Annotated in this window: 20 protein-coding genes and 1 pseudogene; 11 read left to right on the top strand and 10 right to left on the bottom strand. The window is 64.5% G+C overall.

Going from position 1 to position 21,235, the window contains the following annotated elements:
• Entirely contained in the window at positions 1-1,296 is a 1,296-nt protein-coding gene (locus tag FOM02_RS03615; protein WP_027564206.1) for a dicarboxylate/amino acid:cation symporter, read from the bottom strand.
• Between the two features lie 211 nt (positions 1,297-1,507).
• Between FOM02_RS03615 and FOM02_RS03610 the strand changes: the two genes are divergently transcribed.
• The 5 genes and pseudogenes from FOM02_RS03610 to FOM02_RS03590 all read left to right on the top strand — a co-directional run bounded on the left by FOM02_RS03610 (position 1,508) and on the right by FOM02_RS03590 (position 6,785).
• Positions 1,508-2,509 (top strand): NADP-dependent oxidoreductase, encoded by a 1,002-nt coding sequence (locus tag FOM02_RS03610; RefSeq protein ID WP_027564205.1) that lies wholly within the window; start codon positions 1,508-1,510, stop codon positions 2,507-2,509.
• Positions 2,510-2,720: 211 nt separating this feature from the next.
• Positions 2,721-3,484, top strand: a pseudogene (locus FOM02_RS03605) (cysteine rich repeat-containing protein).
• A gap of 130 nt (positions 3,485-3,614) precedes the next feature.
• Positions 3,615-3,830, top strand: a complete 216-nt coding sequence (locus FOM02_RS03600; protein WP_027564203.1) for a hypothetical protein — start codon at positions 3,615-3,617, stop codon at positions 3,828-3,830.
• A 190-nt stretch (positions 3,831-4,020) separates the two neighbouring features.
• Positions 4,021-5,175, top strand: a complete 1,155-nt coding sequence (locus FOM02_RS03595; RefSeq protein ID WP_027564202.1) for an FAD-dependent monooxygenase — start codon at positions 4,021-4,023, stop codon at positions 5,173-5,175.
• A complete protein-coding gene (locus FOM02_RS03590; protein ID WP_027564201.1) occupies positions 5,172-6,785 on the top strand; it encodes a benzoate-CoA ligase family protein in 1,614 nt (537 codons plus the stop codon). Before FOM02_RS03595 ends, FOM02_RS03590 begins: the two co-directional genes overlap by 4 nt.
• Before the next feature lie 157 nt (positions 6,786-6,942).
• Here the strand turns inward: FOM02_RS03590 and FOM02_RS03585 are convergent, their stop codons facing one another.
• Together FOM02_RS03585 and maiA are read right to left on the bottom strand one after the other, a co-directional pair.
• On the bottom strand, positions 6,943-7,455 hold the full coding sequence (locus tag FOM02_RS03585; RefSeq protein WP_027564200.1) for a MarR family winged helix-turn-helix transcriptional regulator: 513 nt from the start codon (positions 7,453-7,455) through the stop codon (positions 6,943-6,945).
• On the bottom strand, positions 7,445-8,077 hold the full coding sequence (maiA, locus tag FOM02_RS03580; protein ID WP_027564199.1) for a maleylacetoacetate isomerase: 633 nt from the start codon (positions 8,075-8,077) through the stop codon (positions 7,445-7,447). Before maiA ends, FOM02_RS03585 begins: the two co-directional genes overlap by 11 nt.
• A 174-nt stretch (positions 8,078-8,251) precedes the next feature.
• Between maiA and gtdA the strand changes: the two genes are divergently transcribed.
• Positions 8,252-9,292, top strand: coding sequence for a gentisate 1,2-dioxygenase (gtdA, locus tag FOM02_RS03575; protein WP_027564198.1), 1,041 nt, complete (start codon positions 8,252-8,254; stop codon positions 9,290-9,292).
• 147 nt (positions 9,293-9,439) lie between these two features.
• Here the strand turns inward: gtdA and FOM02_RS03570 are convergent, their stop codons facing one another.
• From FOM02_RS03570 to FOM02_RS03555, 4 genes are all read right to left on the bottom strand, one after another.
• Positions 9,440-10,261 (bottom strand): ABC transporter permease, encoded by an 822-nt coding sequence (locus FOM02_RS03570; protein WP_027564197.1) that lies wholly within the window; start codon positions 10,259-10,261, stop codon positions 9,440-9,442.
• Positions 10,254-11,027, bottom strand: coding sequence for an ABC transporter ATP-binding protein (locus tag FOM02_RS03565; protein WP_027564196.1), 774 nt, complete (start codon positions 11,025-11,027; stop codon positions 10,254-10,256). The genes FOM02_RS03570 and FOM02_RS03565 overlap by 8 nt, the downstream gene beginning before the upstream one ends.
• A 109-nt stretch (positions 11,028-11,136) precedes the next feature.
• Positions 11,137-12,141, bottom strand: a complete 1,005-nt coding sequence (locus tag FOM02_RS03560; RefSeq protein ID WP_027564195.1) for an ABC transporter substrate-binding protein — start codon at positions 12,139-12,141, stop codon at positions 11,137-11,139.
• Positions 12,142-12,173: 32 nt separating this feature from the next.
• Positions 12,174-13,538, bottom strand: coding sequence for an FAD-dependent oxidoreductase (locus FOM02_RS03555; protein ID WP_027564194.1), 1,365 nt, complete (start codon positions 13,536-13,538; stop codon positions 12,174-12,176).
• A gap of 111 nt (positions 13,539-13,649) precedes the next feature.
• Between FOM02_RS03555 and FOM02_RS03550 the strand changes: the two genes are divergently transcribed.
• Positions 13,650-14,534: a LysR family transcriptional regulator gene (locus FOM02_RS03550; protein ID WP_027564193.1), complete on the top strand. Its 885-nt coding sequence runs from the start codon at positions 13,650-13,652 to the stop codon at positions 14,532-14,534.
• Between the two features lie 134 nt (positions 14,535-14,668).
• A complete protein-coding gene (locus FOM02_RS03545) occupies positions 14,669-14,941 on the top strand; it encodes a hypothetical protein (RefSeq protein WP_051378603.1) in 273 nt (90 codons plus the stop codon).
• A gap of 3 nt (positions 14,942-14,944) precedes the next feature.
• Here FOM02_RS03545 and FOM02_RS03540 read toward each other — a convergent pair whose 3' ends face one another.
• Entirely contained in the window at positions 14,945-15,748 is an 804-nt protein-coding gene (locus FOM02_RS03540) for an enoyl-CoA hydratase-related protein (protein WP_027564191.1), read from the bottom strand.
• Between the two features lie 168 nt (positions 15,749-15,916).
• Here FOM02_RS03540 and FOM02_RS03535 point away from each other — a divergent pair, with 168 nt between their 5' ends.
• Positions 15,917-16,891 (top strand): ketopantoate reductase family protein, encoded by a 975-nt coding sequence (locus FOM02_RS03535; protein ID WP_027564190.1) that lies wholly within the window; start codon positions 15,917-15,919, stop codon positions 16,889-16,891.
• Here FOM02_RS03535 and FOM02_RS03530 read toward each other — a convergent pair.
• A complete protein-coding gene (locus FOM02_RS03530) occupies positions 16,879-17,571 on the bottom strand; it encodes an alpha/beta family hydrolase (protein ID WP_265441449.1) in 693 nt (230 codons plus the stop codon). The two genes, FOM02_RS03535 and FOM02_RS03530, sit on opposite strands and share 13 nt — an antisense overlap.
• Before the next feature lie 126 nt (positions 17,572-17,697).
• On the opposite strand from FOM02_RS03530, the gene FOM02_RS03525 reads away from it, so the two are divergent.
• Both FOM02_RS03525 and FOM02_RS03520 read left to right on the top strand, forming a co-directional pair.
• Complete coding sequence (locus FOM02_RS03525) at positions 17,698-18,843, top strand: acyl-CoA dehydrogenase family protein (RefSeq protein ID WP_027564188.1); 1,146 nt, start codon at positions 17,698-17,700, stop codon at positions 18,841-18,843.
• 415 nt (positions 18,844-19,258) lie between these two features.
• Positions 19,259-20,245 (top strand): hypothetical protein, encoded by a 987-nt coding sequence (locus FOM02_RS03520; RefSeq protein WP_141263354.1) that lies wholly within the window; start codon positions 19,259-19,261, stop codon positions 20,243-20,245.
• Positions 20,246-20,302: 57 nt separating this feature from the next.
• Here FOM02_RS03520 and FOM02_RS03515 read toward each other — a convergent pair whose 3' ends face one another.
• On the bottom strand, positions 20,303-21,187 hold the full coding sequence (locus tag FOM02_RS03515; protein WP_027564186.1) for a LysR family transcriptional regulator: 885 nt from the start codon (positions 21,185-21,187) through the stop codon (positions 20,303-20,305).
• Positions 21,188-21,235: the final 48 nt, after the last annotated feature.

Below are 21,235 nucleotides of genomic sequence, written 5' to 3'. Positions count from 1 at the left end.
TCAATGGCCGGCCATCGCGGGCAATTCGCCGGCCACCATGTCGGGCGTCGACGCCTCGCCGGGTCCGAGCTCATGCTCGGGCCCGAGCTCGCCTTCCCACTTCGCGACAACGGCCGTCGCCAGCGAGTTGCCGATCACGTTGGTGGCGCTGCGGCCCATGTCGAGGAAGGTGTCGATGCCCATGATCATCAACAGGCCCGCCTCGGGGATGCCGAACTGCGACAGCGTCGAGGCGATCACCACGAGGGAGGCGCGCGGCACGCCGGCAACGCCCTTGGAGGTGATCATCAAGGTCGCGAGCATCGCGAGCTGCGTCGCGAGCGACATCTCGATGTGATAGGTCTGCGCGATGAAGATGCTGGCGAAGGTGCAGTACATCATCGTGCCGTCGAGATTGAAGGAATAACCGAGCGGCAGCACGAAGCTCGAGATCCGCGACGAGGCACCGAACTTGGTGAGGCCCTCCAGCGTCTTCGGATAAGCCGCTTCCGAGCTCGCAGTGGAGAACGCGATCATCAGCGGCTCGCGGATCAGCTTCAGGAGATGGCTGTAGCGCGGCCCGATCACGACGAAGCCAACAATCACCAGGATGGCCCACAGGATCGCAAGCGCGAGATAGAAACCGCCCATGAACACGACGAGCTTCCACAGCACGCCGAGACCGTTCTTGGCGACGGTGGCGGTGATGGCGGCCCACACGGCGAGCGGCGCGAACAGCATCACGTAGCTCGTCACCTTGAGCATGATGTGGGCGACGTCGTCGATCATCGCCAGGATCGGCTTGGAGCGCTCGGGCATCGAGCCCATCGCCACCGAGAAGAACACGGCGAAGATCACGATCTGGAGGATCTCGTTCTGCGCCATCGCGTCCGCGATCGAGGTCGGGATCAGATGGGTGAGGAATTTCTCGATCGAGAACGCCGAGACCGGCAGTCCGGTCGATTGCCCCGCCGCCGGCAGTGTGCCCGGGAAGTTCGCGCCGGGCTGAAGCAGATTGACCATGACGAGGCCGAGCAGCAGCGAGACGAAGGAGGCGCTGATGAACCAGCCCATGGTCTTGGCGAAGATGCGTCCGAGCCGCGAGCCGCTGCCCATATGCGCGATGCCGCCGACCAGGGTCGCGAACACCAGCGGCGCGATGATCATCTTGATCAGGCGCAGGAACATCATGGCGATCAGGTTGATGGAGGACGCCCAGTCGGCGCGCGTATCGGGCAGGAAGTTGAAGATCGCCGCCCCCATGACGATGCCCAGCACCATCGCGGCCAGGATGTATTGCGTAAACCTGTTCGACATTGAAAGACCCCCACTACATCGGCCGCTTCATGATGTCGCAGATATGACAGCGACGCAACACGCTTCGCGTGCATTCGTATTGCGGGATGTTCCCATTGCGAAACAGAGGCGCGCGATCTAGCTTTCATGCAGCGCACAACGAATGCAGCTTGCACGTTTCCTTTGCGGCGGCTGCATCAATAATCGTCAAGCCAACGGAGAGGGAAACGCCATGAGCGGCACCATCAATCGCCAGATCCTTCTGGTGGAAAAGCCCAGCGGCAAGCTCGGCCCCGAACATTTTGGCATGATCGATGGTGCGATGCCGGAGCCGACGGACGGCGAGGCTTTGCTGCGCGTGCGTTACATCTCGCTCGACGCCGCCAACCGCGCCTGGATGCACGGCGCCACCTATCGCTCCGCCGTGGAGGCCAACAGCGTGATGGCCGGAGGCGGCATCGCCGAGGTCGTCAGCTCCAAGGCGCCGGAGCTGGCTGCCGGCGACATCGTGTTCGGCGACACCGGCTGGCAGGAATATGCCGCGGTGCCGGCGAAGCATCTGACCAAGATGCCGAAGCTGGAACCTATGACGCATCTGCTCAGCGTGTTCGGCATCGCCGGGCTCACCGCCTATTTCGGCTTGCTGGAGGTCGGAAAGCCCAAGGAGGGTGAGACGGTCGTGGTCTCCGCGGCCGCGGGCTCGGTCGGCTCGATCGTCGGGCAGATCGCCAAGATCAAAGGGTGCCGCGTGGTCGGCATCGCCGGCGGTGCCGACAAGTGCAACTGGCTGACCTCCGAGCTCGGCTTCGATGCCGCCGTCGACTACAAGGACGGCGCGGTGTTCAAGACCTTGCGCGCGGCGGCGCCGAAGGGGGTCGACGTCTATTTCGACAATGTCGGCGGAGACATTCTGGAAGCATGCCTGCCGCAGATGAACAATTACGGCCGCATCGCCTGCTGCGGCGCGATCTCGCAATATGACGGCACACCGGCGGCGCACGGCCCGCGCGGCGTGCCCGGCCTGATCGTGGTGAAACGGCTCGTGATGCAGGGCTTCATCGTGATGGACTACATGAAGGACAGCCGGCGCGCGCTCGCCGATCTCCAGGGCTGGGTGAAATCCGGCAAGCTGAAGGTGCAGGAGGACATTATCGACGGCCTCGAGAACACGCCGAAGGCGCTGATCGGATTGCTCGCCGGCGAGAACCGCGGCAAGCGCATGGTGAAGCTCTGACGACGTATTGTTTGAGCATGCTCTTTTCGGAAAACCGCTGCACACTTTTCCGGATCATGCTCTAGTTACGTCGCAATTGCGACGCTAATATCTACTTGCGGTAGAGGTCGAAGCGGCCAATGATGCCGCTCGCGACGCATCATCCGCGAAGATTGTTTGCATCACTTTTAATAAAGCGTCGGCGTTACCGACAGGGCAGGAATTCACCCCAATGTTCAACACGTTGAAACATGCTTCAACGCGCACCGCGCTGTTCGCGGCGGCGCTGTTCGCAACTGCAACAGCCGCATTCGCGCAAGCCCCGACCGAGGCCCAGAAGAGCGCGATCCGCTCTGCATGCCGCTCGGATTTCATGGCGCACTGTGCGAGCGTGACGCCGGGCGGCGTGGAAGCCTATCAATGTCTGGCAAAGAACATGTCCAGCCTGTCGGCGGGTTGCCAAACGGCAGTCCGCGCGGTCGAGCCCGCTGCAGCTCCGAAGACGGAAGCCGCGCCCGCAAAGTCTGAACCGGCGAAGTCCGAGCCTGCAAAGACGGAAGCTGCGCCCGCCGCCGAGCCTGCGGCCAAGCCGGCAGCGGCAGCCGCCCCGAAAGCCGCCGCCGTAAAGCAACCGAGCAGCGCACAGGTCGCCGCGGTCAAGAGCGCGTGCCGGGCGGATTATCCCAAGGTGTGCGCCAGCGTGCCGCCCGGCGGCGCCCCCGCGCTCGAATGCCTGGAGAAGAACAAGGCGAAGGTTTCGCCCGGCCTGTGAGAAGGCCGTGACCCGCCGCGGTTGGTGGTGGCGGCCAGGTGCTGCGCCCGCTGCGGCCGCGCGAAGAGCTGTTCATCGTCCGCTCCGCCTGCGGCGCCGACATCCGCTCGCTCTGCGCCGGCGTCGCGCCCGGCGGCGGCCGCATCATCCAGTGCGTCTCTAACAATGCGGCGTCGCTGTCGCCGGCGTGCAAGGACGTGCTGGCACCGTTCGCGGCGCGATAAACAACGCACAGCTCACGCGCCATTGCGCGTGTCGAGATTTGGCAGCGCGCGAATGAATTTTCGCGCGCCTGCCGCGACAAATCTTTTGCCGACATCCGATTTCGGATCACGACAAGACCGGGAGAACACCATGCGTTCGTTGCTGCTCATGGCTTCCGCGCTCCTCGCTTTCGGGGCGACCATGACCTTCGAGGCCAAGGATGCCAACGCAGTGGTATGCGCCCGCGGCGTCTATCGCGCCGGCTGCGCCGGCCCCAACGCCGCCGTCGTGGTCCGCAAGCCGGTTCCGGTGGTTCGTTATACCCGGGTGCTGGTGGACGGGGTCTACGTGAAGCGCTGCGTCTGACCCCCGGGTGGTCAATCCGGCCCGGTTTGGCTATGATTCCTATCTAGCGGTTTCGGACAGGCGCAAACGCGTGTCCGGAAACGGGCTTCGGCGCGCCACGCCTTGCCGATAATTCCGCTGGCGTGGGAGGCCGGAGCACACTAGTCTACCCCCAAGATAGTAAGTATACTGTCAATTAGGGAGGAAGACGTTGCGGATCGCCGTGATTGGCGGGGGGCCCGGCGGGCTCTACTTCGCCTATCTCTGGAAGAAGCGTCACCCCGAGGATCAGGTCGACCTGTTCGAACAGAACCCGGCCGACGCGACCTGGGGCTTTGGCGTCGTGTTCTCCGACCAGGCCCTGGAGTTCCTGCGCGCCGACGACCCCGAGACGGTCGACGCGATCGCCCCGCATATGGAGAGCTGGGAGAACATCACGCTGAGCCTGCATGGCGACAGCGTCGCCATCGACGGCGTCGGCTTCTCCTCGATCGGGCGGCTCGAGCTGTTGAGGTTCCTGCAGCAGCGCGCGCTCGATGCCGGCGTTACGCCGCGGTTCGACACGCAAATCCATGCCATAGACCAGCTCAACGGCCACGATCTGATCGTCGCCGCCGATGGGCTGAACTCGCTGGTGCGCCGCGCCTATGAGGGCGATTTCGGCACCTCGCTGTCCTACTCCTCCAACAAGTTCGTCTGGTACGGCACCTCGAAGCGGTTCGACACGCTGTCGCAGACCTTCGTGAAGACCGACCGTGGCGCCTTCAACGCCCATCATTATCGCTACTCGCCAAGCATGAGCACCTTCCTGGTCGAGTGCGACCACGCGACCTGGCAGGCTTACGGCTTCGCCTACAAGGACGTCGAGCAGTCCAAGGGCGTCTGCGAGGAGGTGTTTGCCGACACGCTCGGCGGCCATTGTCTCGTCTCCAACAAATCGGTGTGGCGCAACTTCCCGTGGGTCTGGAACGAGCACTGGTCGTTCAAGAACATGGTGCTGATCGGCGACGCGCTGCATTCGGCGCATTTCTCGATCGGCTCGGGCACGCGGCTTGCCATCGAGGATGCCATCGCGCTCGTCAAGGCGCTGGAATCGGACGCGCATATGTCGACCGCGCTGCATCGCTACCAGGCCGCGCGCAAGCCGATCGTGCAGAAGCTCGTCAATGCCGCACGCACCTCGGCCTTCTGGTACGAGCACTTCGCCCAGCACATGCAGCTCGAGCTGATGGACTTCGCCTACAGCTACATCACCCGCTCCGGCCGCATCGACGATGCACGCCTGCGCCACATGTCGCCCGCCTTCATGGCGCGCTACGAGGCCACCAGGAACGGCGGAGACGCCAGCGGCGAGGCAACCGCATGAGCAATGAGATTCGTGACCAGGTGCCGACCGACAGCGTCGGGGCACGCGAGATCGGCTTTGCCGTTCCGGACATTTACAACGCCAGCCGCGTGCTGTTCGACAATCTCGGCAAAGGCCATGGCGACAAGGTCGCGCTGATCGGGCCGGCGGGCAAGCGGACCTATGCCGAGCTGTGCGCGGAAGCTTGCCGCTGGGGCAACGGCTTTGTCTCGCTTGGCTTGAAGCGCGGCGACCGCGTGCTGCTGTTCCTCGACGACACGCCGGCTTATCCTGCCGCCTTCTTCGGCGCGGTGCGGGCCGGCTTCGTGCCGCTCTTGATCAACACGCTGACGCCGCCGGATCTGCTGCAATTCTATCTCGCCGATTCCGGCGCGGCCGTTGCGGTGGCGGACGCCGAGTTCTGCGCGCGCTTCAATGTGGGGGCCTGCAAGGACACGAAGCTGCATACACTGATCGTCGTCAATGGCGAGGTCGGCGAGCATGCTGCGCCCGCGGCGCTCGCGGCGGCAAGCTGGCTCGCGCAATTCCCGACCGAGCTTGCCGAAGCCGACACCGATCGCAACGAGATGGCGTTCTGGATGTACTCGTCCGGCTCGACCGGCCGGCCCAAGGGCATCGTGCATCTCCAGCACGACATGGCCTATAGCGATGTCGCCTTTGCGCAGAACGTGTTGAAGCTGACGCCTGACGACATCTGCTTCTCGGTGCCAAAGATCTTCTTCGCCTATGGGTTCGGCAACTCCGTCACCTTCCCGTTCTCGGCCGGCGCCGCAACGCTGCTGCTGCCGGGCCAGCCGAAGCCGGCTGCGATCTTCGCGGCGATCGAGCAGTACAGGCCGACGGTCTTCTTCGGCCTGCCGACGCTGTACACGTCGCTGACCAAGGCCGCGGGCGCGGACAAAACGAATTTCTCGTCGCTGCGCATGTCGCTCTCGGCGGCCGAAGTGCTCTCGGCCGAGGTCTTCAACGGCTGGAAGACGCTCACGGGCCTCGAGATCGTCGAAGGCCTCGGCTCGACCGAGGTGCTTCACATCTATCTCTCCAACCGCCCCGAGCAGAAGAAGCTCGGCGCCGCGGGCCTGCGCGTACCCGGCTACGAGGTCGCGCTGCGCGACAAGGACGGGCGCGACGTCGGCGACGACGAGGAAGGGATTCTGTGGGTGCGCGGCGATTCCAACACGCCGCTGTACTGGAACCGGCCGGACAAATCCGCCGAGACCATCCGCGAGGGCGGCTGGATCTACACCGGCGACCGTTTCGTCCGCGATAGCGACGGCTTCCATTTCTTCCGCGGCCGCGCCGATGATCTGATCAAGATCTCCGGCCAGTGGGTCTATCCGCTCGAGGTCGAGCTCTGCCTCGCCGACCATCCTGATATCCGCGAATGCGCCGTTTTCGCCGCCGAGCTGCCGGACCGGCGCATGACGCTGAAGGCGGTGGTGGTGATGAACAATCGCGCGGTGGACCAGGGCGAGGCGACACGGAAGCTGCAGGACTATGTGAAGGGCAAGCTGCTGCCCTACAAATATCCGCGCGAGGTGATCTTCATCGACGAGCTGCCAAAGACGGGAACGGGGAAGATTGACCGGCAGGCATTGTTGCGGATGTGAGGCCAGGACGCAGATCCACGCACCGCAATCGTAGGGTGGGCAAAGCGAAGCGTGCCCACCGTTGCCCATTAAGAGAGAGATCGTGGGCACGGCGCAAGAGCGCCTTTGCCCACCCTACGAGATCTGAGTGTGCGGCGCGACCATCGCCTCATTCCCCTCACCCCGCCTTCCCCAGATGCTCCAGCGCATCCTCGGCCCGGAGCGGCACGCGCGAGGCCTCGTTGTTGAGATCGACGAGCTGCGTGAGCAGCGCCATCAGCGCCTTGCGGTCGGCTGGCTTGAGCGGCTCCAGCATGCGGGCCTGGGCGCGCTCGACGGCGGGGATGATCTCGCGCAGGATCGCAACGCCGGCCTTGGTCAGATAGAGCAGCTTGATCCGCTTGTCCTCCGGCGCCGGCTTGCGCTCGACAAACTCCTTGGCCTGCAGACGCTCGATCACGCTGCCGAGCGTGGAGCGGTCGAACGCGATCACCGCCGACAGCCGCGTCGCGTCGATGCCGGGATGGGTGTGGATCGCGATCAGCGCGGCATATTGCACCGGCGTGAGGTCGAACGCCCTACACTCTTCCATGAAGATCGAGACCGCGATCTGCTGCATGCGCCGGAACAGATAGCCCGGCGCGGCATAGACCGCGTCGATCGTGATCGGAGCGGCAGGCTTACTCGGCATCGGGCTGCTTCTCCGGTGCGGCATTGGCGAAAGCCCGCTGCGCCTTGGCGGCGGCTTCCGCCTTCAGCAGGCGCGGATAGGCCGAAACATCGACGCCGAAGCGGCGCGCATTGGCAAGCTGCGGCACCAGGCAGAGATCGGCGAGCGTCGGGGCATCGCCGAAGCAGAACGGCCCCTTCTCGTCCTTGATCAGCGTCTCGCAGGCCGACAGGCCCTCGCGGTTGACCCACGCGGCCCAGTCCTGGACCTTCTCTTCGGCAAGACCGAGCTCGCGCAGCCGTGCCAGCACCTTCAGATTCTGCACCGGATGGGTGTCGCAGGCGATCGCCAGCGCGAACGCCCGCACCTTGGCGCGGTGCAGCGGATCCTTCGGCAGCAGCGGTGGATTGGGATGGGTCTCGTCGAGCCATTCGATGATGGCGACCGATTGGGTCAGCACTGCGCCCGCATCGTTCTCCAGTGTCGGCACCAGGCCTTGCGGGTTGATGGCGAGATAGGCTGGCGCGCATTGCTCGCCCTTGCGCAAGTGATGCGGCAGGTGCTCGGCGCCGAGGCCTTTGAGGTTCAGCGCGATCCGCACGCGATAGGCGGCGCTGGAGCGGAAATAGCCGTGCAGCTTCATCGAGACCCTCCCTGTTATTTCTGTCATTCCGGGGCGATGCGTCAGCATCGAACCCGGAATCTCGAGATTCCGGGTTCGGCTCTTCGGGCCGCCCCGGAATGACGTTTCCCTGTGCGTTGACGCTACCTAGATCGTCAGTATACTGTCAATCAACAAAACAAACGGGAGCGCACCATGGAAGCCGTGACCAAGACGCCCGAACGCGAGGCGTTTTACAAGAAGATCGACGGCGAGAACCTCACCGCGCTGTGGACGGTGATGAGCGATTTGATCACGCCGGAGCCGAAGAGCGCGTGCCGGCCCCACCTCTGGAAGTTCGACGTCATCCGCGACTACATGACGGAAGCCGGCAAGCTGATCACCGCCAAGGAGGCCGAGCGGCGCGTGCTGGTGCTGGAGAACCCGGGCCTGCGCGGACAGTCGAAAATCACGACCTCGCTTTATGCCGGCGTGCAGATGGTGGTGCCAGGCGATGTCGCGCCCGCGCACCGCCACAGCCAGTCGGCGCTGCGCTTCGTGCTCGAGGGCAAGGGCGCCCACACCGCGGTTGACGGCGAGCGCACCGCGATGGAGGCCGGCGACTTCATCATCACGCCGTCGATGACGTGGCACGATCATTCCAATGAAACTGATGAGCCGATGTTCTGGCTCGACGGGCTCGACATTCCCCTCGTGCAGTTCTTCGACTGCTCGTTTGCGGAGGGGTCGAAAGAGGACCAGCAGAAGATCACAAAACCTGCCGGCGACAGTTTTGCGCGCTACGGCCACAACCTCTTGCCGGTCGATGTGAAGCTGAGCTCGAAGACGTCACCGATCTTCAGCTATCCCTATGCCTACACCCGCGAGGCGCTGGAAAAAGCTCGCGCGAGTCAGGAGTGGGACGCCTGCCACGGGCTTAAGCTGAAGTTCAGCAACCCCGAGACCGGCGATTTCGCGATGCCGACCATCGGCACCTTCATCCAGCTGCTGCCGAAGGGTTTTAAGACCGCGCGCTATCGGTCGACCGACGCAACGGTGTTCTGCCCGATCGAGGGACGCGGCCGCAGCCGGATCGGCGATGCCGTGTTCGAATGGGGCCCGCGCGATCTGCTCGTGGTGCCGAGCTGGCAGTGGGTGACGCACGAGGCAGATGACGATGCGGTGCTGTTCAGCTTCTCGGACCGGCCAGTGCAGCAGAAGCTGGATCTGTTCCGTGAGGACCGCGGGAACGCGTGAGGGTCTCGTAGGGTGGATTAGCCACAGGTCTCGTAGGGTGGGCAAAGGCGCGGAGCGCCGTGCCCACGTCTTCGCGACTCATGAAGGAATGGTGGGCACGCTTCGCTTTGCCCACCCTACGGCAGCTACGGGTTGCGGTGGATTTGGCTACCGCCAGTGCAGCAGCCGCGTTTCCAGCCAGCCGATCACCTTCCCCACGACAAGCCCAAACACCGACAGGATCACCACGCCCGCGAGCAGCTGATCGGTCTGCATCAGATTGCCGGCCTGCAGCACGAAGGCGCCGATGCCGTATTGCGCGCCGATCATCTCGGCGCTGACGACGAGCAATAGCGCTACGGACGCGGTGATGCGGAACCCGGCGAGGATCGCGGGCAGCGCGCCCGGCCAGATCACCTTGCGCACGATGGTGGCGAAGGGAACGTTGAAACTTTGCGCCATGCGGATGAGGTTGCGCGGCACCGCATCGACGCCGCTATAGACCGAGATCGCGGTCGAGAAGAAAACACCGAGCGCAATGGTCGCGATCTTCGGCTCTTCGCCGATGCCGAGCCAGAGGATCAAGAGCGGCAGCAGCGCGATCTTCGGGATCGGGAACAGCGCCGAGATGAAGGTGATGCCGACGCTGCGCGCGAGCCTGGACAGGCCGATGGCGAAGCCGACGGCGACACCGGCGGCCGTGCCCAGCAGCCAGCCGACGCCGATGCGGAGCAGCGAGGCCGAGAGATGCTGCCAGAGCGCACCCGACATCGCGAGCTCATAGATCGCGCGCGCGATCGCCGATGGCGCCGGCAGGAACAGCGGATTGACGAGGCCTGTGCTGCCGGCGACCTGCCAGATCGCGATGACGAGGGCGAGCGCGATCCAGCCGCCGAAGCGGCTCGAGGCGGGCACGAAGCCGGCGCCGCGGAAGCGGACGCGCCGGGTCGTCTCGTCTTTCGTTGATGTGTGCGCCGCGCGGTCAAGCATGCTGGACCTCGCGCTCGGCATCGATCGCCTCGTTGCGGATCAGCGACCAGATCTGGTTCTGGAGCGCGAGCAATTTCTCACGCGCCGCCGCCTCGCCGCGCGCGGCCCGCGTCATCGGCACGGTGACGACCTCGCGAATGCGGCCGGGCCGGCGCGACAGCACCACGATGCGGTCAGCGAGGCGCGCCGCTTCTTCGAGATTGTGCGTGACATAGACCGCGCCCATGCCACCGTCGGCGAGCAGGCGAACAAAGTCTTCCATCAGCAATTCGCGGGTCTGCGAATCCAGCGCCGAGAGCGGCTCGTCCATCAGCAGGATCGCGGGCTTCACCGCCAGCGCGCGCGAAATGCCGACGCGCTGGCGCATGCCGCCGGAAAGCTGTTTCGGATAGGTCGTGCGGAAATCGGTCAGGCCCGTGCGGCGCAAGGCGTCGTCAACCAAAGCGCGGCGCTGCGCGGCCGAGAGCTGGGTGTGCAGCAGCGGAAATTCGACGTTCTCCTCGACCGTCGCCCAAGGCAGCAGCGCGAAATCCTGAAACACGAAGGTGAGCGGATTGAGACTGTCCGCCGGCGGCGCGCCGCGCAGCTCGGGTGTGCCGGAGGTCGGCTGCAACAGGCCACCGAGGATTGACAGCAGTGTACTCTTGCCGCAGCCGGAAGGGCCGACGATCGCTACCACCTCGCCGGCACTGAGGGTGAACGAGATGTCGTCGAGCACGGCGAGATCGCCGAAGCGGTGGGAGATGTGGTTGGCGATCAGGTCCATTCTATCTCGTCGATCCCTTGCTCTGTCGTTCCGGGATGGTCCGAAGGACCAGACCCGGAACCTCGAGATTCCGGGTTCTCGCTTCGCGAGCCCCGGAATGACGGATACATCAATCCGCCTTCACATAATCCTTGGCGATGATCGCGTTCGCGTCAAAGCCCTTGTCAGCGAATCCCTGCTCCTGGAGCCATTTGATCTGGTTGTCGACGTTCTTCACGTCGAGCTTGCCGTCGGGATCGATATAGGCGCAGTTGCCGACCACCTGCTCGACCGGCAGGTTGGTGTATTTGGCGATGATCTCCAACAGCGGCTTGGTCTTGTCGTTGATCGGGGCGACACCGTCCTTCATGGAGGCGAGGATGACGTCGTGATATTCGCGATCGGCTTTCGCGAGCACGCCGAGGAATTTCGTCACCAGCGCCTTGTTGGTCAGCGTCTTCGGCGAAGCGAACACCGCGCCCAGCTGCCAGGGTGTCTCGTCGCCGACCCAGCCCAGGAATTTAGCGCCGCCCTCATCCATCAGTTTTCGCGCGGTGGAGATCGGCAGCAGCGCCGCGTCGACGGTCTCACCCTTGAGCGCGGCAGCGGCGTTCGACAGCGATTGCAGCGGCACGATCTTCACGTCGGCAAGCTTGAAGCCGTATTTGTCGGCGAGCAGGCCGAGCGAATAATGAAACGACGAGCCGACCTGCGTCACCGCGATGCGCTTGCCGGCGAGGTCCTTCGGCGTCTTCAGGCCGGCCGCATAGGCATTGTTGCTGGCGAAATAGCCGATCAGGGGATAGCCGGCCTTCTCGCGGCTCATGCCGCCGATCACCTTCAGCGTGCCCTTGCCGGCGAGATTGTAGAGCCCCGCGGTGAAGGCGGTGACGCCGAAATCGACGTCGCCCGAGGTGGTGGCGACCGCGATCGGCTGCGCTGCGTCGAAGAATTTCAGCTCGACGTCGAGGCCGGCCTCGCGGAAATAGCCCTTGTCCTGCGCGATGAAGACGGGCGCGGAGGACGACAGGCGGAGCACGCCGACCTTGGCCTTCAGCGCGTCCTCGGCCCGGGCCGTGCCCATCGCCATGATCGCCAACAGGCCAGCAGCTGCGAGCCTTGCAATTCCGATCATCCCGTTTCCTCTCGTGCTTGTCTTGCAGTCCGTTACAGGCCCTCGGGCACCGCCTGGTCCCGCCCGATGAAGGCGCCCTGTTGTTTCAACGTTTCCTGCAATTTTTCAATGGGGATTTCGCGGGGGATCCGGTTTCCGGAAAGCGCCAGCGCGGCGGCGGAACCGGCGGCCTCGCCCATCACGAAACAGGCACCGGAAACCCGCGCCGCCGATTGGCCCTCATGGGTCATCGAGGCACAGCGGCCGGCGACCAGGAGATTGTCGACGCCTTCGGGCACCAGCATGCGGTACGGCAGCTCATTGTAACCGCGCGATTCCGGGATGGGCGGGAAGGTGAAGACGACATCGCCGGGAACGTGGGCCTCGATCGGCCAGCCGTTGACGCCGATGGAATCCTCGAACGAGGCGCAGCTGAGCACGTCCTCGCCGCCGAGCTGGTAGCCGCCTTTGATGCGACGCGTCTCCCGGATGCCGAGCTGCGGCGGCAAATCGACGATGTAGGATTTTTCAAAGCCCGGCACGGCGCTACGCAGGAACTCGTACGCGGCGAGCGCCTGCTTGCGGCCTTCGATCTCGCCACGGGTGAGATCGTCGGGCTCGACGCCGTTGATGGCGTGGCCGTCCTCACGCGCGACTTGCGTAAAGTTGACCCGCCATTCGATGCCGGATTTTTGCGGCCGGACGATCGCGCTCTTGCGCGGGAATGTGTGGGTGCCAGCGGCGAGCGCTTTCTCCATCAATTGCGGGATGGTGCGCCAGGCTTCGCCCGCCTTGTCGGGATCGATGCCGTTGAGGCGGAGCATCATCGAGGGATAGAGCGGATGGCCGTGCTCGTCGCCGATCTCGAACGGCGCGCCGGCCCAGACCGCGAGATCGCCGTCACCGGAGCAGTCGATGAAGATCTCCGCGCGCACCGCCTGCCGGCCGGCCTTGGTCTCGACCATCAGCGCGTCGATGCGGCGATCGTCGCCCATCACCACGCCGGCGCCGAGCGCGTGGAAGAGGATGTTGACCTTGTGGCTGGCGAGCAGCTGATCGGCCGCGATCTTGTAGGCCGCGGTGTCGTAGGCCTGCGCAAACACCTTGCCGAGGATCAGGTGCGGGGTGTTGAGGCCGTTGAGCAGATCGATCCGCGCCAGGAGCTCGGACGCCATGCCCTGCACCAGCCGGTGGGCCTTGCCGTAGACATTGCCGTGCAGGCCGCAGAAATTGGTGACGCCGGCGGCGGTGCCCATGCCGCCGAGAAAACCGTAGCGCTCGATCAGCAGCGTCGTCCGGCCCGCGCGCGCCGCGGAGGCCGCAGCGACGATGCCGGCCGGGCCGCCGCCGAGGACAACGACTTCATATTCGCCATAGAGCGGCACTTTCCGTGCCGGTTCTTCGATCATGGCCCGCATGGCGCGTCCGCTCCCAAAATCCCTTGCTTGCAGACGACTATGAATTAACGCGCAGCAGGCTACAATCCACCAAAATACGCGATCAGCTTTCGCGAATCGAGAAAGGTCAAAATGGACATCCTGGTGAACCTTCAGGCCTTCCTCGCCACCGCCGATGCCGCCGGCTTCTCCGCTGCCGCGCGAAAACTCAATGTCTCGACCTCGGTCGTCGCAAAACGCGTCACGCAGCTGGAGGCGCGGATCGGCACGCCGCTGTTTCATCGCTCGACCCGGCAATTGCGGCTGACCGAAGCGGGCCAGCGCTACGTCCATCGCGCCCGCGGCGTCGTGACTGACGCCACTGACCTGCTCTCGCGCATGGGCGAAAAAGGCCACGATCTCGTGGATCACCTCCGCATCAAGGCGCCGACCTCGCTGACGGTGGCGCGGCTCGCGGATGCCTTCAGTGCATTCCAGACCCAGAACCCGCGGCTGAAGCTCGAGATCGTGCTGATCGATCGCCCGGTCGATCCCGTCACTGAAGGATTCGACATCGCCATCGGAGCTTTTCCGCATTCCTTCGGCGGCGTAGTCGACGAGCCCTTGTGCCCGCTGAAGCGACTACTCTGCGCTTCGCCTTCCTATTTGAAGAAGCACGGCACGCCAAAGCATCCGCGCGACCTCGTCGAGCATCGCTGCCTTAGCTTCATGCCGACGGGTCCTGAATGGATCTTCGACGGACCGCGAGGGCGCATCAGCATCCAGGTCAGCCCGCGGCTCTCCTCCAACGAGGGACATGTGCTGGCGCGCAGCGCCATCGCCGGCAACGGCATCGCGCTGATGTCGCATTATCTCGTCGCGGATGCCTTGCGCGACGGCACGCTCAAGCCGGTGTTGCGCGACTTTCCGATTCCGGAATTGTGGGTCAAGGCGGCGATTCCGGAGCGCCGACGCAACGCGGCCGCGGTGCAGGCGCTACTGACGCTGCTGAAAACGTCACTGGCGCCGTCGCTGTGAGCCGCATCGTGTTACCGGCACAAGATGGCGGTTGCTCTCGGACAATGAACCTGAGAGAAGAGCCGCGCCATGAGCGCCGCGGCGTACTGGGTGGCCCGGTCAAGCCGGACGACGAGAGCAACCTGGTTCAACGAATGGATTCGACGCTTTTGAAATTCGCTCTGCCCGCCCTCGTCGCTCTCGCGATCTCCGCCACGCCCGCCGCAGCGCTGGGGCAGAACTGCCGCTTCATCCAGGCCAAGCCCGATCGCGAGGCCTGCTACAAGCGCCAGGAGGAAGAGCTTGCGGCGAAGCGCAAGCCCGCCGCGCCGACTGACGAGAGCAAGACGTTCGAAACGCTGCGCCAGATGCGGCAGGACGACGATGCCGTCTATCGCAGCATCAACAACATCTGCCGCGGCTGCTGACGTTCAGCTTTTGCCGCCGCCCCAGTTCGCCGCCCGCTTCTCCGCAAACGAGGCCAGCCCTTCCGCCGCCTCCGGGCTCTGGCGCTTGACCGAATGCAGGTGCACGAGCCGCTTGTAGGCGGCATCGTCCACCGCCATGCCGCCGAACGAGCTTTCGAGTGCAAGGCGCTTGGTCTCGGCCATCGCCTCCGGTCCATTGGCGAGCAGCTGTTCGACCACCTTGCGACCTGCCGCTTCGAGCTCGGCGAGCGGCACCACCTCGTGAGCGAGGCCGATGCGGCGAGCGTCCTCGGCGCCGAAACGCTCGCCGGTCAGCGCGTAGCGGCGGACCTGCCGCACACCGATGGCATCGCAGAGCTGCGGGATGATGATCGCGGCGGTCAGGCCCCAGCGCACCTCCGTGATCGAGAACAGGGCGTTGTCCGCGGCAATCACGACGTCGCAAGCCGCGATCACGCCGGTACCGCCGCCAAAGCAGCCGCCCTGCACCAAGGCGATGGTCGGGATCGGCAACGTGTTGAGGCGCTGCACGGCCTCGAACGTCGCGCGTGAGGCCGCCTGGTTGGCCTCGGCCGACTGCGGCCGCACGCCGTTGATCCATTTGAGGTCGGCGCCGGCCTGGAAATGCTTGCCGTTGCCCTTGAGCACGACGACACGCAGGTTCGGCTTCTGACCGAGATCGTCCATGGCCGCAAGCACGCCTGCGATCAGCGCGCCGTCATAGGCGTTGTTGACCTCCGGCCGGTTCAACGTGACGGTCGCGACCCCACGCTCATCGAGGGTCCAAAGGACGGGGTTGGCAGTCATTGGCGATCCTCCGGTCGTTCGTTGGGCGCGCACTATGGCCGAGGCAACGCATCCCGATCCATATCTTTCCAGCGTGGGGCGGCCGCGCCCATCGCATGGCGGCTTGTGTCATGCTGCCGCCGGACGGCATCCAGGGACCAGGCAAAGCGATCAGGGACGGGACATTACATGCGCATCTGCATTTTCGGCGCGGGCGCCGTCGGCAGCCATATCGCGGTCAGGCTGGCGCGCGCCGGCCATGAGGTCAGTTGCGTGATGCGAGGGGCGCATCTGGAGGCGGTCCGCGCCAACGGCCTGAAGCTGCGCGTCGGCGATTCCGAGGTCAGTGCGAAGGTGAACGCCTCGGGCGATCCGGCCCAGCTCGGCCCACAGGACGTCGTGATCTCGACGCTGAAGGCCACCGCGCTGACGGGACTGGTGTCCAGCATCAAGCCGCTGCTCCAGGACGGTACCGCCATCGTGTTCGCGCAGAACGGCATTCCCTGGTGGTATGGCATCGGCCTGCCGCCGCGGCATCCGACCCCGCCGGACATTTCCTTTCTCGACCCCGGCGGACGTCTGCGCGCCTGCATCCCAAAGGAGCGGATTATCGGCGGGGTCATCTTCTCGTCCAACGAGGTAACCGCGCCCGGCGTCGTGCAGAACCTGACGCCGGACCGCAATCGCCTCCTGATCGGCGAATGCGACGACCGCAATTGCGAGCGCATCACGAAGCTGCGGAGCGTGTTCAACGATGCGCGGCTCGAATCGCCGCCGGTGGCCGAGATCCGCGAGGCGATCTGGTCAAAGCTGCTGACCAACATGTCGCTCTCGGTGCTGTGCCTGCTCACCGGCCAGACCGCGCGCGGCGTGCGCGACGACCCGGCCTTCGCCGACGTCATCCCGCGCATGCTGAACGAGGCCAACGACATCGCCCAGCACTTCATCCCCGAGGTCAAGCGCGTGACCCGCAGCGGCCCCGCCCCCAACCACAAGCCGTCGCTGCTGCAGGATTACGAGCTCGGCCGCGCCATGGAGATCGACGTGCTGGTGAAGGCCCCCGCCGCCTTCGCCCGTACCGCCGGCCTGTCGACGCCGACGCTAGACCTGGTCGCCGCGCTCGCGATCCAGAAGGCGCGCGACAAGGGGCTCTATTCCGCCTGAGCTTTAGCCGAGATCGCGATCCAAGCGGCGAGCGTGTCGAGCACTTCGGCAAGCGCTTCGTCGTTGGTGCGGCCGGACTTCTTCAGCACCGCGAAGGAGTGATCACCACCTTCGATCTCATGTAGCGTCGCCTTCGCCCCGAGCGCTGCGATGACCGGCTTGAGATGGCCGAGATCGGCCAGCCCATCGCGCGTGCCTTGCAGGAACAGCATGGGGATCGCGACCTGAGCAAGGTGGTCGGCGCGCTCGGATGACGGCTTCTTGTCGGCATGAAGGGGAATGCCGAGGAAGGCTAGCCCCTTTACGCCCGGCAGCGGAGCCTTGGATTGCGCCTGCGAGGTCATGCGCCCACCGAACGACTTTCCACCCGCGATGAGCTTCAATCCGGGACAGAGCCGCGCCGCTTCCGCGACCGCCGCGCGGATCGCGGCATGCGCGACCGCCGGCTGGTCGGGACGCCCGTGTTTCTTTTCCATGTAGAGAAAATTGAATCGGAACGTCGCGATGCCGCGATCCGCCAAGCCCGCTGCGGCCTTCTCCATGAAAGCGTGCCGCATGTCGGCGCCGGCGCCATGCCCCAGGACGTAGCAGGCGCGCGCGTTGTCCGGCTGCGTCAGGATCGCCGAGACCCTGCCGATGCGCTCGATGTCGAGCTTGAGCTCTTGCGTTTTGACAGCCACAATCAATCATCCCGACAGATGCTGTTACGGCCGCCTTGGTAGCGCCACCGGCGCAGCCTGAAAACACAATAATTGCCGCGGCCGACTAGCCTACCAAGCCGGAAAGCCGCATCAATCGAGGTAATCATGTCCTACCGCTCCTCCTGGATGACCGAAGAGCTCGACGTCTTCCGCGACCAGTTCCGGAAATATCTCGCCAAGGACCTGGCGCCGCACGCGGAAAAATGGCGCGAGCAGAAGATGGTCGATCGCTTCGCCTGGCGCGGTCTTGGCGAGATGGGCGCGCTGCTGGCGAGCGTGCCGGAGGCATATGGCGGGCTGGGCGCGACCTTCGCCTATGACGCCGCCGTGCTGGACGATCTCGAAAGCACGGTGCCGGAGCTGACCACCGGCGTCTCCGTGCACAGCGCCATCGTCGCGCACTACATCCTCAATTACGGCTCGGAGGAGCAGAAGAAGCGCTGGCTGCCGAAGATGGCCTCGGGCGAGATGGTCGGCGCCATCGCCATGACCGAGCCCGGCACCGGCTCGGACCTGCAAAGCGTCAAGACCACGGCGAAGAAGCAGGGCAATTCCTACGTCATCAACGGCCAGAAGACTTTCATCACCAACGGCCAGGCCGCCGATCTCGTCATTGTCGTCGCGCGAACCGGCGAGGCCGGGGCGAAAGGCATCTCGCTGCTCGTGGTCGAGACTGAAGGTGCGGACGGTTACAAGCGCGGGCGCAACCTGGACAAGATCGGCCTGCACGCCTCCGACACATCGGAGCTGTTCTTCGACAACGTCACGGTGCCGCCGGAAAACCTGCTGGGCAAGGAGGAAGGCCAGGGCTTCGTGCAGCTGATGCAGCAGCTCCCACAGGAGCGCCTTGCGCTGGCGGTCGGCGCCGTCGCCTCGATGGAGCGGGCGGTCAAGCTCACCACCGAATACACCAAGGAAAGAAAGGCGTTCGGCAAGCCGTTGATGGACTTCCAGAACACCGCCTTCACCCTCGCCGAGCGCAAGACCGAAGCCATGATCGCGCGCGTCTTCGTCGACTGGTGCATCGAGCAGCTGATCGCCGGGGATCTCGACACCGTGACGGCATCGATGGCGAAATACTGGTGCTCGGACAAGCAGGTCCAGACCGCCGACGAATGCCTCCAGCTGTTCGGCGGCTACGGCTACATGCAGGAATACCCGATCTCGCGCATCTTCATCGATTCCCGCATCCAGAAGATCTATGGCGGCACCAACGAGATCATGAAGCTGTTGATCGCGCGTTCGCTGTAGTCCGTAATATCATCATTCTATGGTTGTTGGCGTGGAACGGGAGTGATAATCTTCACAGAGAGCTGGCGAGGCCCGGAGTGTCCGTGTCATGCGAAAGCGACCCGCGTCAGGAAAGCGACCCCGGGGCAAGTCGCCTCCTGATACCACATCGCGTTCAGGCAAGAAGCGACCCTCGGATCACAAGAGATCTTCAGAAAAGAGATCTTCGGAAAAGAAATCTTCAGATGCGAGCTCTTCAAACAAGAGCTTGGAGACCGTCTACGTCTTCGATGCAGGCCGCGTTTGTCCCGGCGATATCCTGCTGACCAGGGTCCCACTGAAGCTCCTCGATCACTCGACATTCCAAAGCAGCGCGATTCAGGCCGGGACCAGGGCGCCCTTCAGCCACGCCGCACTTTGCATCGAGCACGGCTTGATGATCGAAGCCGTCGGCGCCGGCGTCTGCCGGTTCGCCCTCGGCCCGACCGGCGTACGATCGAAGGCCAATGTGAAGCTCCTCAGGCTCAACCTCGACGTGGTCAACGGGCCACAGCATGCTCAATTGGCTGCACATTTCGGCCACCAATATCTCTCGCGCGGCTACTCGCTGCCCGGAGCGCTCGGCACGCGGATCGCTCCTCTCCGCAAGAAGGCGCGCGGAGATCTGTTTTGCTCGGAGCTGGTCGCGCGAGCCTATGACGAGGCGCGCTGCCCACTCTTGCCCGGCAAGAAGCCGAACAGAATCGCACCCGGCGATCTCCTGAAGTCGGACGTCCTGCGCGACGTCACCAAGCTCGCGCTCGTCCCGATCCAGATCGACACGCCGTTGATGTATTATCTGGACGACGGTTCTCATTTCGAACGGGTGGCGCACTGGGAGGTGCGCACGAAGCTCAAGATCGTGCAGAGCCCGCCGGTCCAGCGTGAGCTGGCTGCACTCGGCGCCAGCGTGCCGGGCTTCTTCGAGCTCGAGAAGGTGTTGCGGCAAGCCTCGTCGTCCGGGCTCGACGACGCCGTCCATGACGAGCTGGTTCGGCACGATTTCAGCGCCGAATACACGCGTAGGACACTCGTCTCGGTCGATCTCAAGGAGCCCGGCGAAATCCTGAGTGCGGAATTCGCCGCGCGTTTCGAGCCGCCCGCGGACCAGCTCAAGAACCTGAACAAGGACACCCTGGAGTTCCTGCTGGAGGAGCGAAAGTCAGCAATCGTCTCGTTCCAGAACGACATCGCTTCGCGGAACACGGATATCGAGACATGGGATCGTCATCGAAGCAGCTGGAATTCACGAACATTCGACTATCTCACGACCATGCAGCGTCCATTGCTGGACGTCAGCGAGCAATTGCTCAAGCTCTTCCGCAAGGAGCTTGACGCCCTGACGGCGGAGCAAGAACGCAGAAGAGCATCCGCGGCACAATAACGGCTCCCATAGCGAGAGCACGAATCACACCGGCAGCCGAACCGCCGGTCCGCGCAGCTACTTCATCCGCTTGTCGGCGGCGACGAAGTCGATGAAGGTCCTCACCTTCGCGGAGAGATATTTGCGGCTCGGATAGACCGCGAACAGTTTTCCGACAAACATGATGTGTCCGGGCATGACGTGTTCGAGGCGTCCCGCGGCGATGTCCTCCGCGACCAGCCATTTCGGCAGGAAGGCGAGGCCCATGCCTTCGAGCGCGGCCATGTGCAGCAGCGTTTCGTTGCCGCTGCGCAGCACCGGATTGAACTTGATGGTTTCGGGACCGTGCTCCCCCGCGAACGAGAAGCTCTCGCCCGGATAAAGCGCGTAGTGCAGCACAGGGGCGCCGGACAGATCGGCGAAGGTCACCGGGCGGCCCGCGCGTTTGAGGAAGGCGGGAGCGGCCACCATGTAGAACGGGACGTTGGTGATGGGGCGCGCGATCAGCGCCTCGTCCGGTGCGCCGGTCGCGCGCAAGGCGAGGTCGAATCCTTCTTCGACCAGATTGACCAGCCGTCCGCTGAGATCGACGTCGAGCCGCACCTCCGGATAGCGCGCCTGGTAGTCCGCCAGCACGCTTGCGAAGATCGCATTCGCCATCCACACCGGCGCGGTCAGCCGCAGCGTGCCATGCGGAACGACGGTCGCGTTGCTGACGGCTGCCTCGACCTCGTCGAGCGAATCCAGCATCTGCCGCGCCTGCTCGAAGTAGAGCGCGCCGCTTTCGCTCAGGCTGACCCGCCGGCTGGTCCGGTTCAGCAGCCGCGTGCCGAGCCGCTTCTCAAGCTGCATCACATGCTTGCTCGCCATGGCTGGCGAGATGCGCAGGCGCTGCGCGGCGGTCACGAAGCTCTTGAGCTCCGCGACCAGGCAAAACACCCTCATGCTGACCAGGGTATCCATCAGATCATCAACATTTAGGAAAAGAACCTATCCTGGAACGCATAATGA

Source organism: Bradyrhizobium sp. SEMIA, from assembly GCF_014844175.1.
GTDB classification, from domain to species: Bacteria; Pseudomonadota; Alphaproteobacteria; order Rhizobiales; family Xanthobacteraceae; genus Bradyrhizobium; species Bradyrhizobium arachidis.
This window is presented reverse-complemented; position numbering and strand designations above follow the sequence as displayed.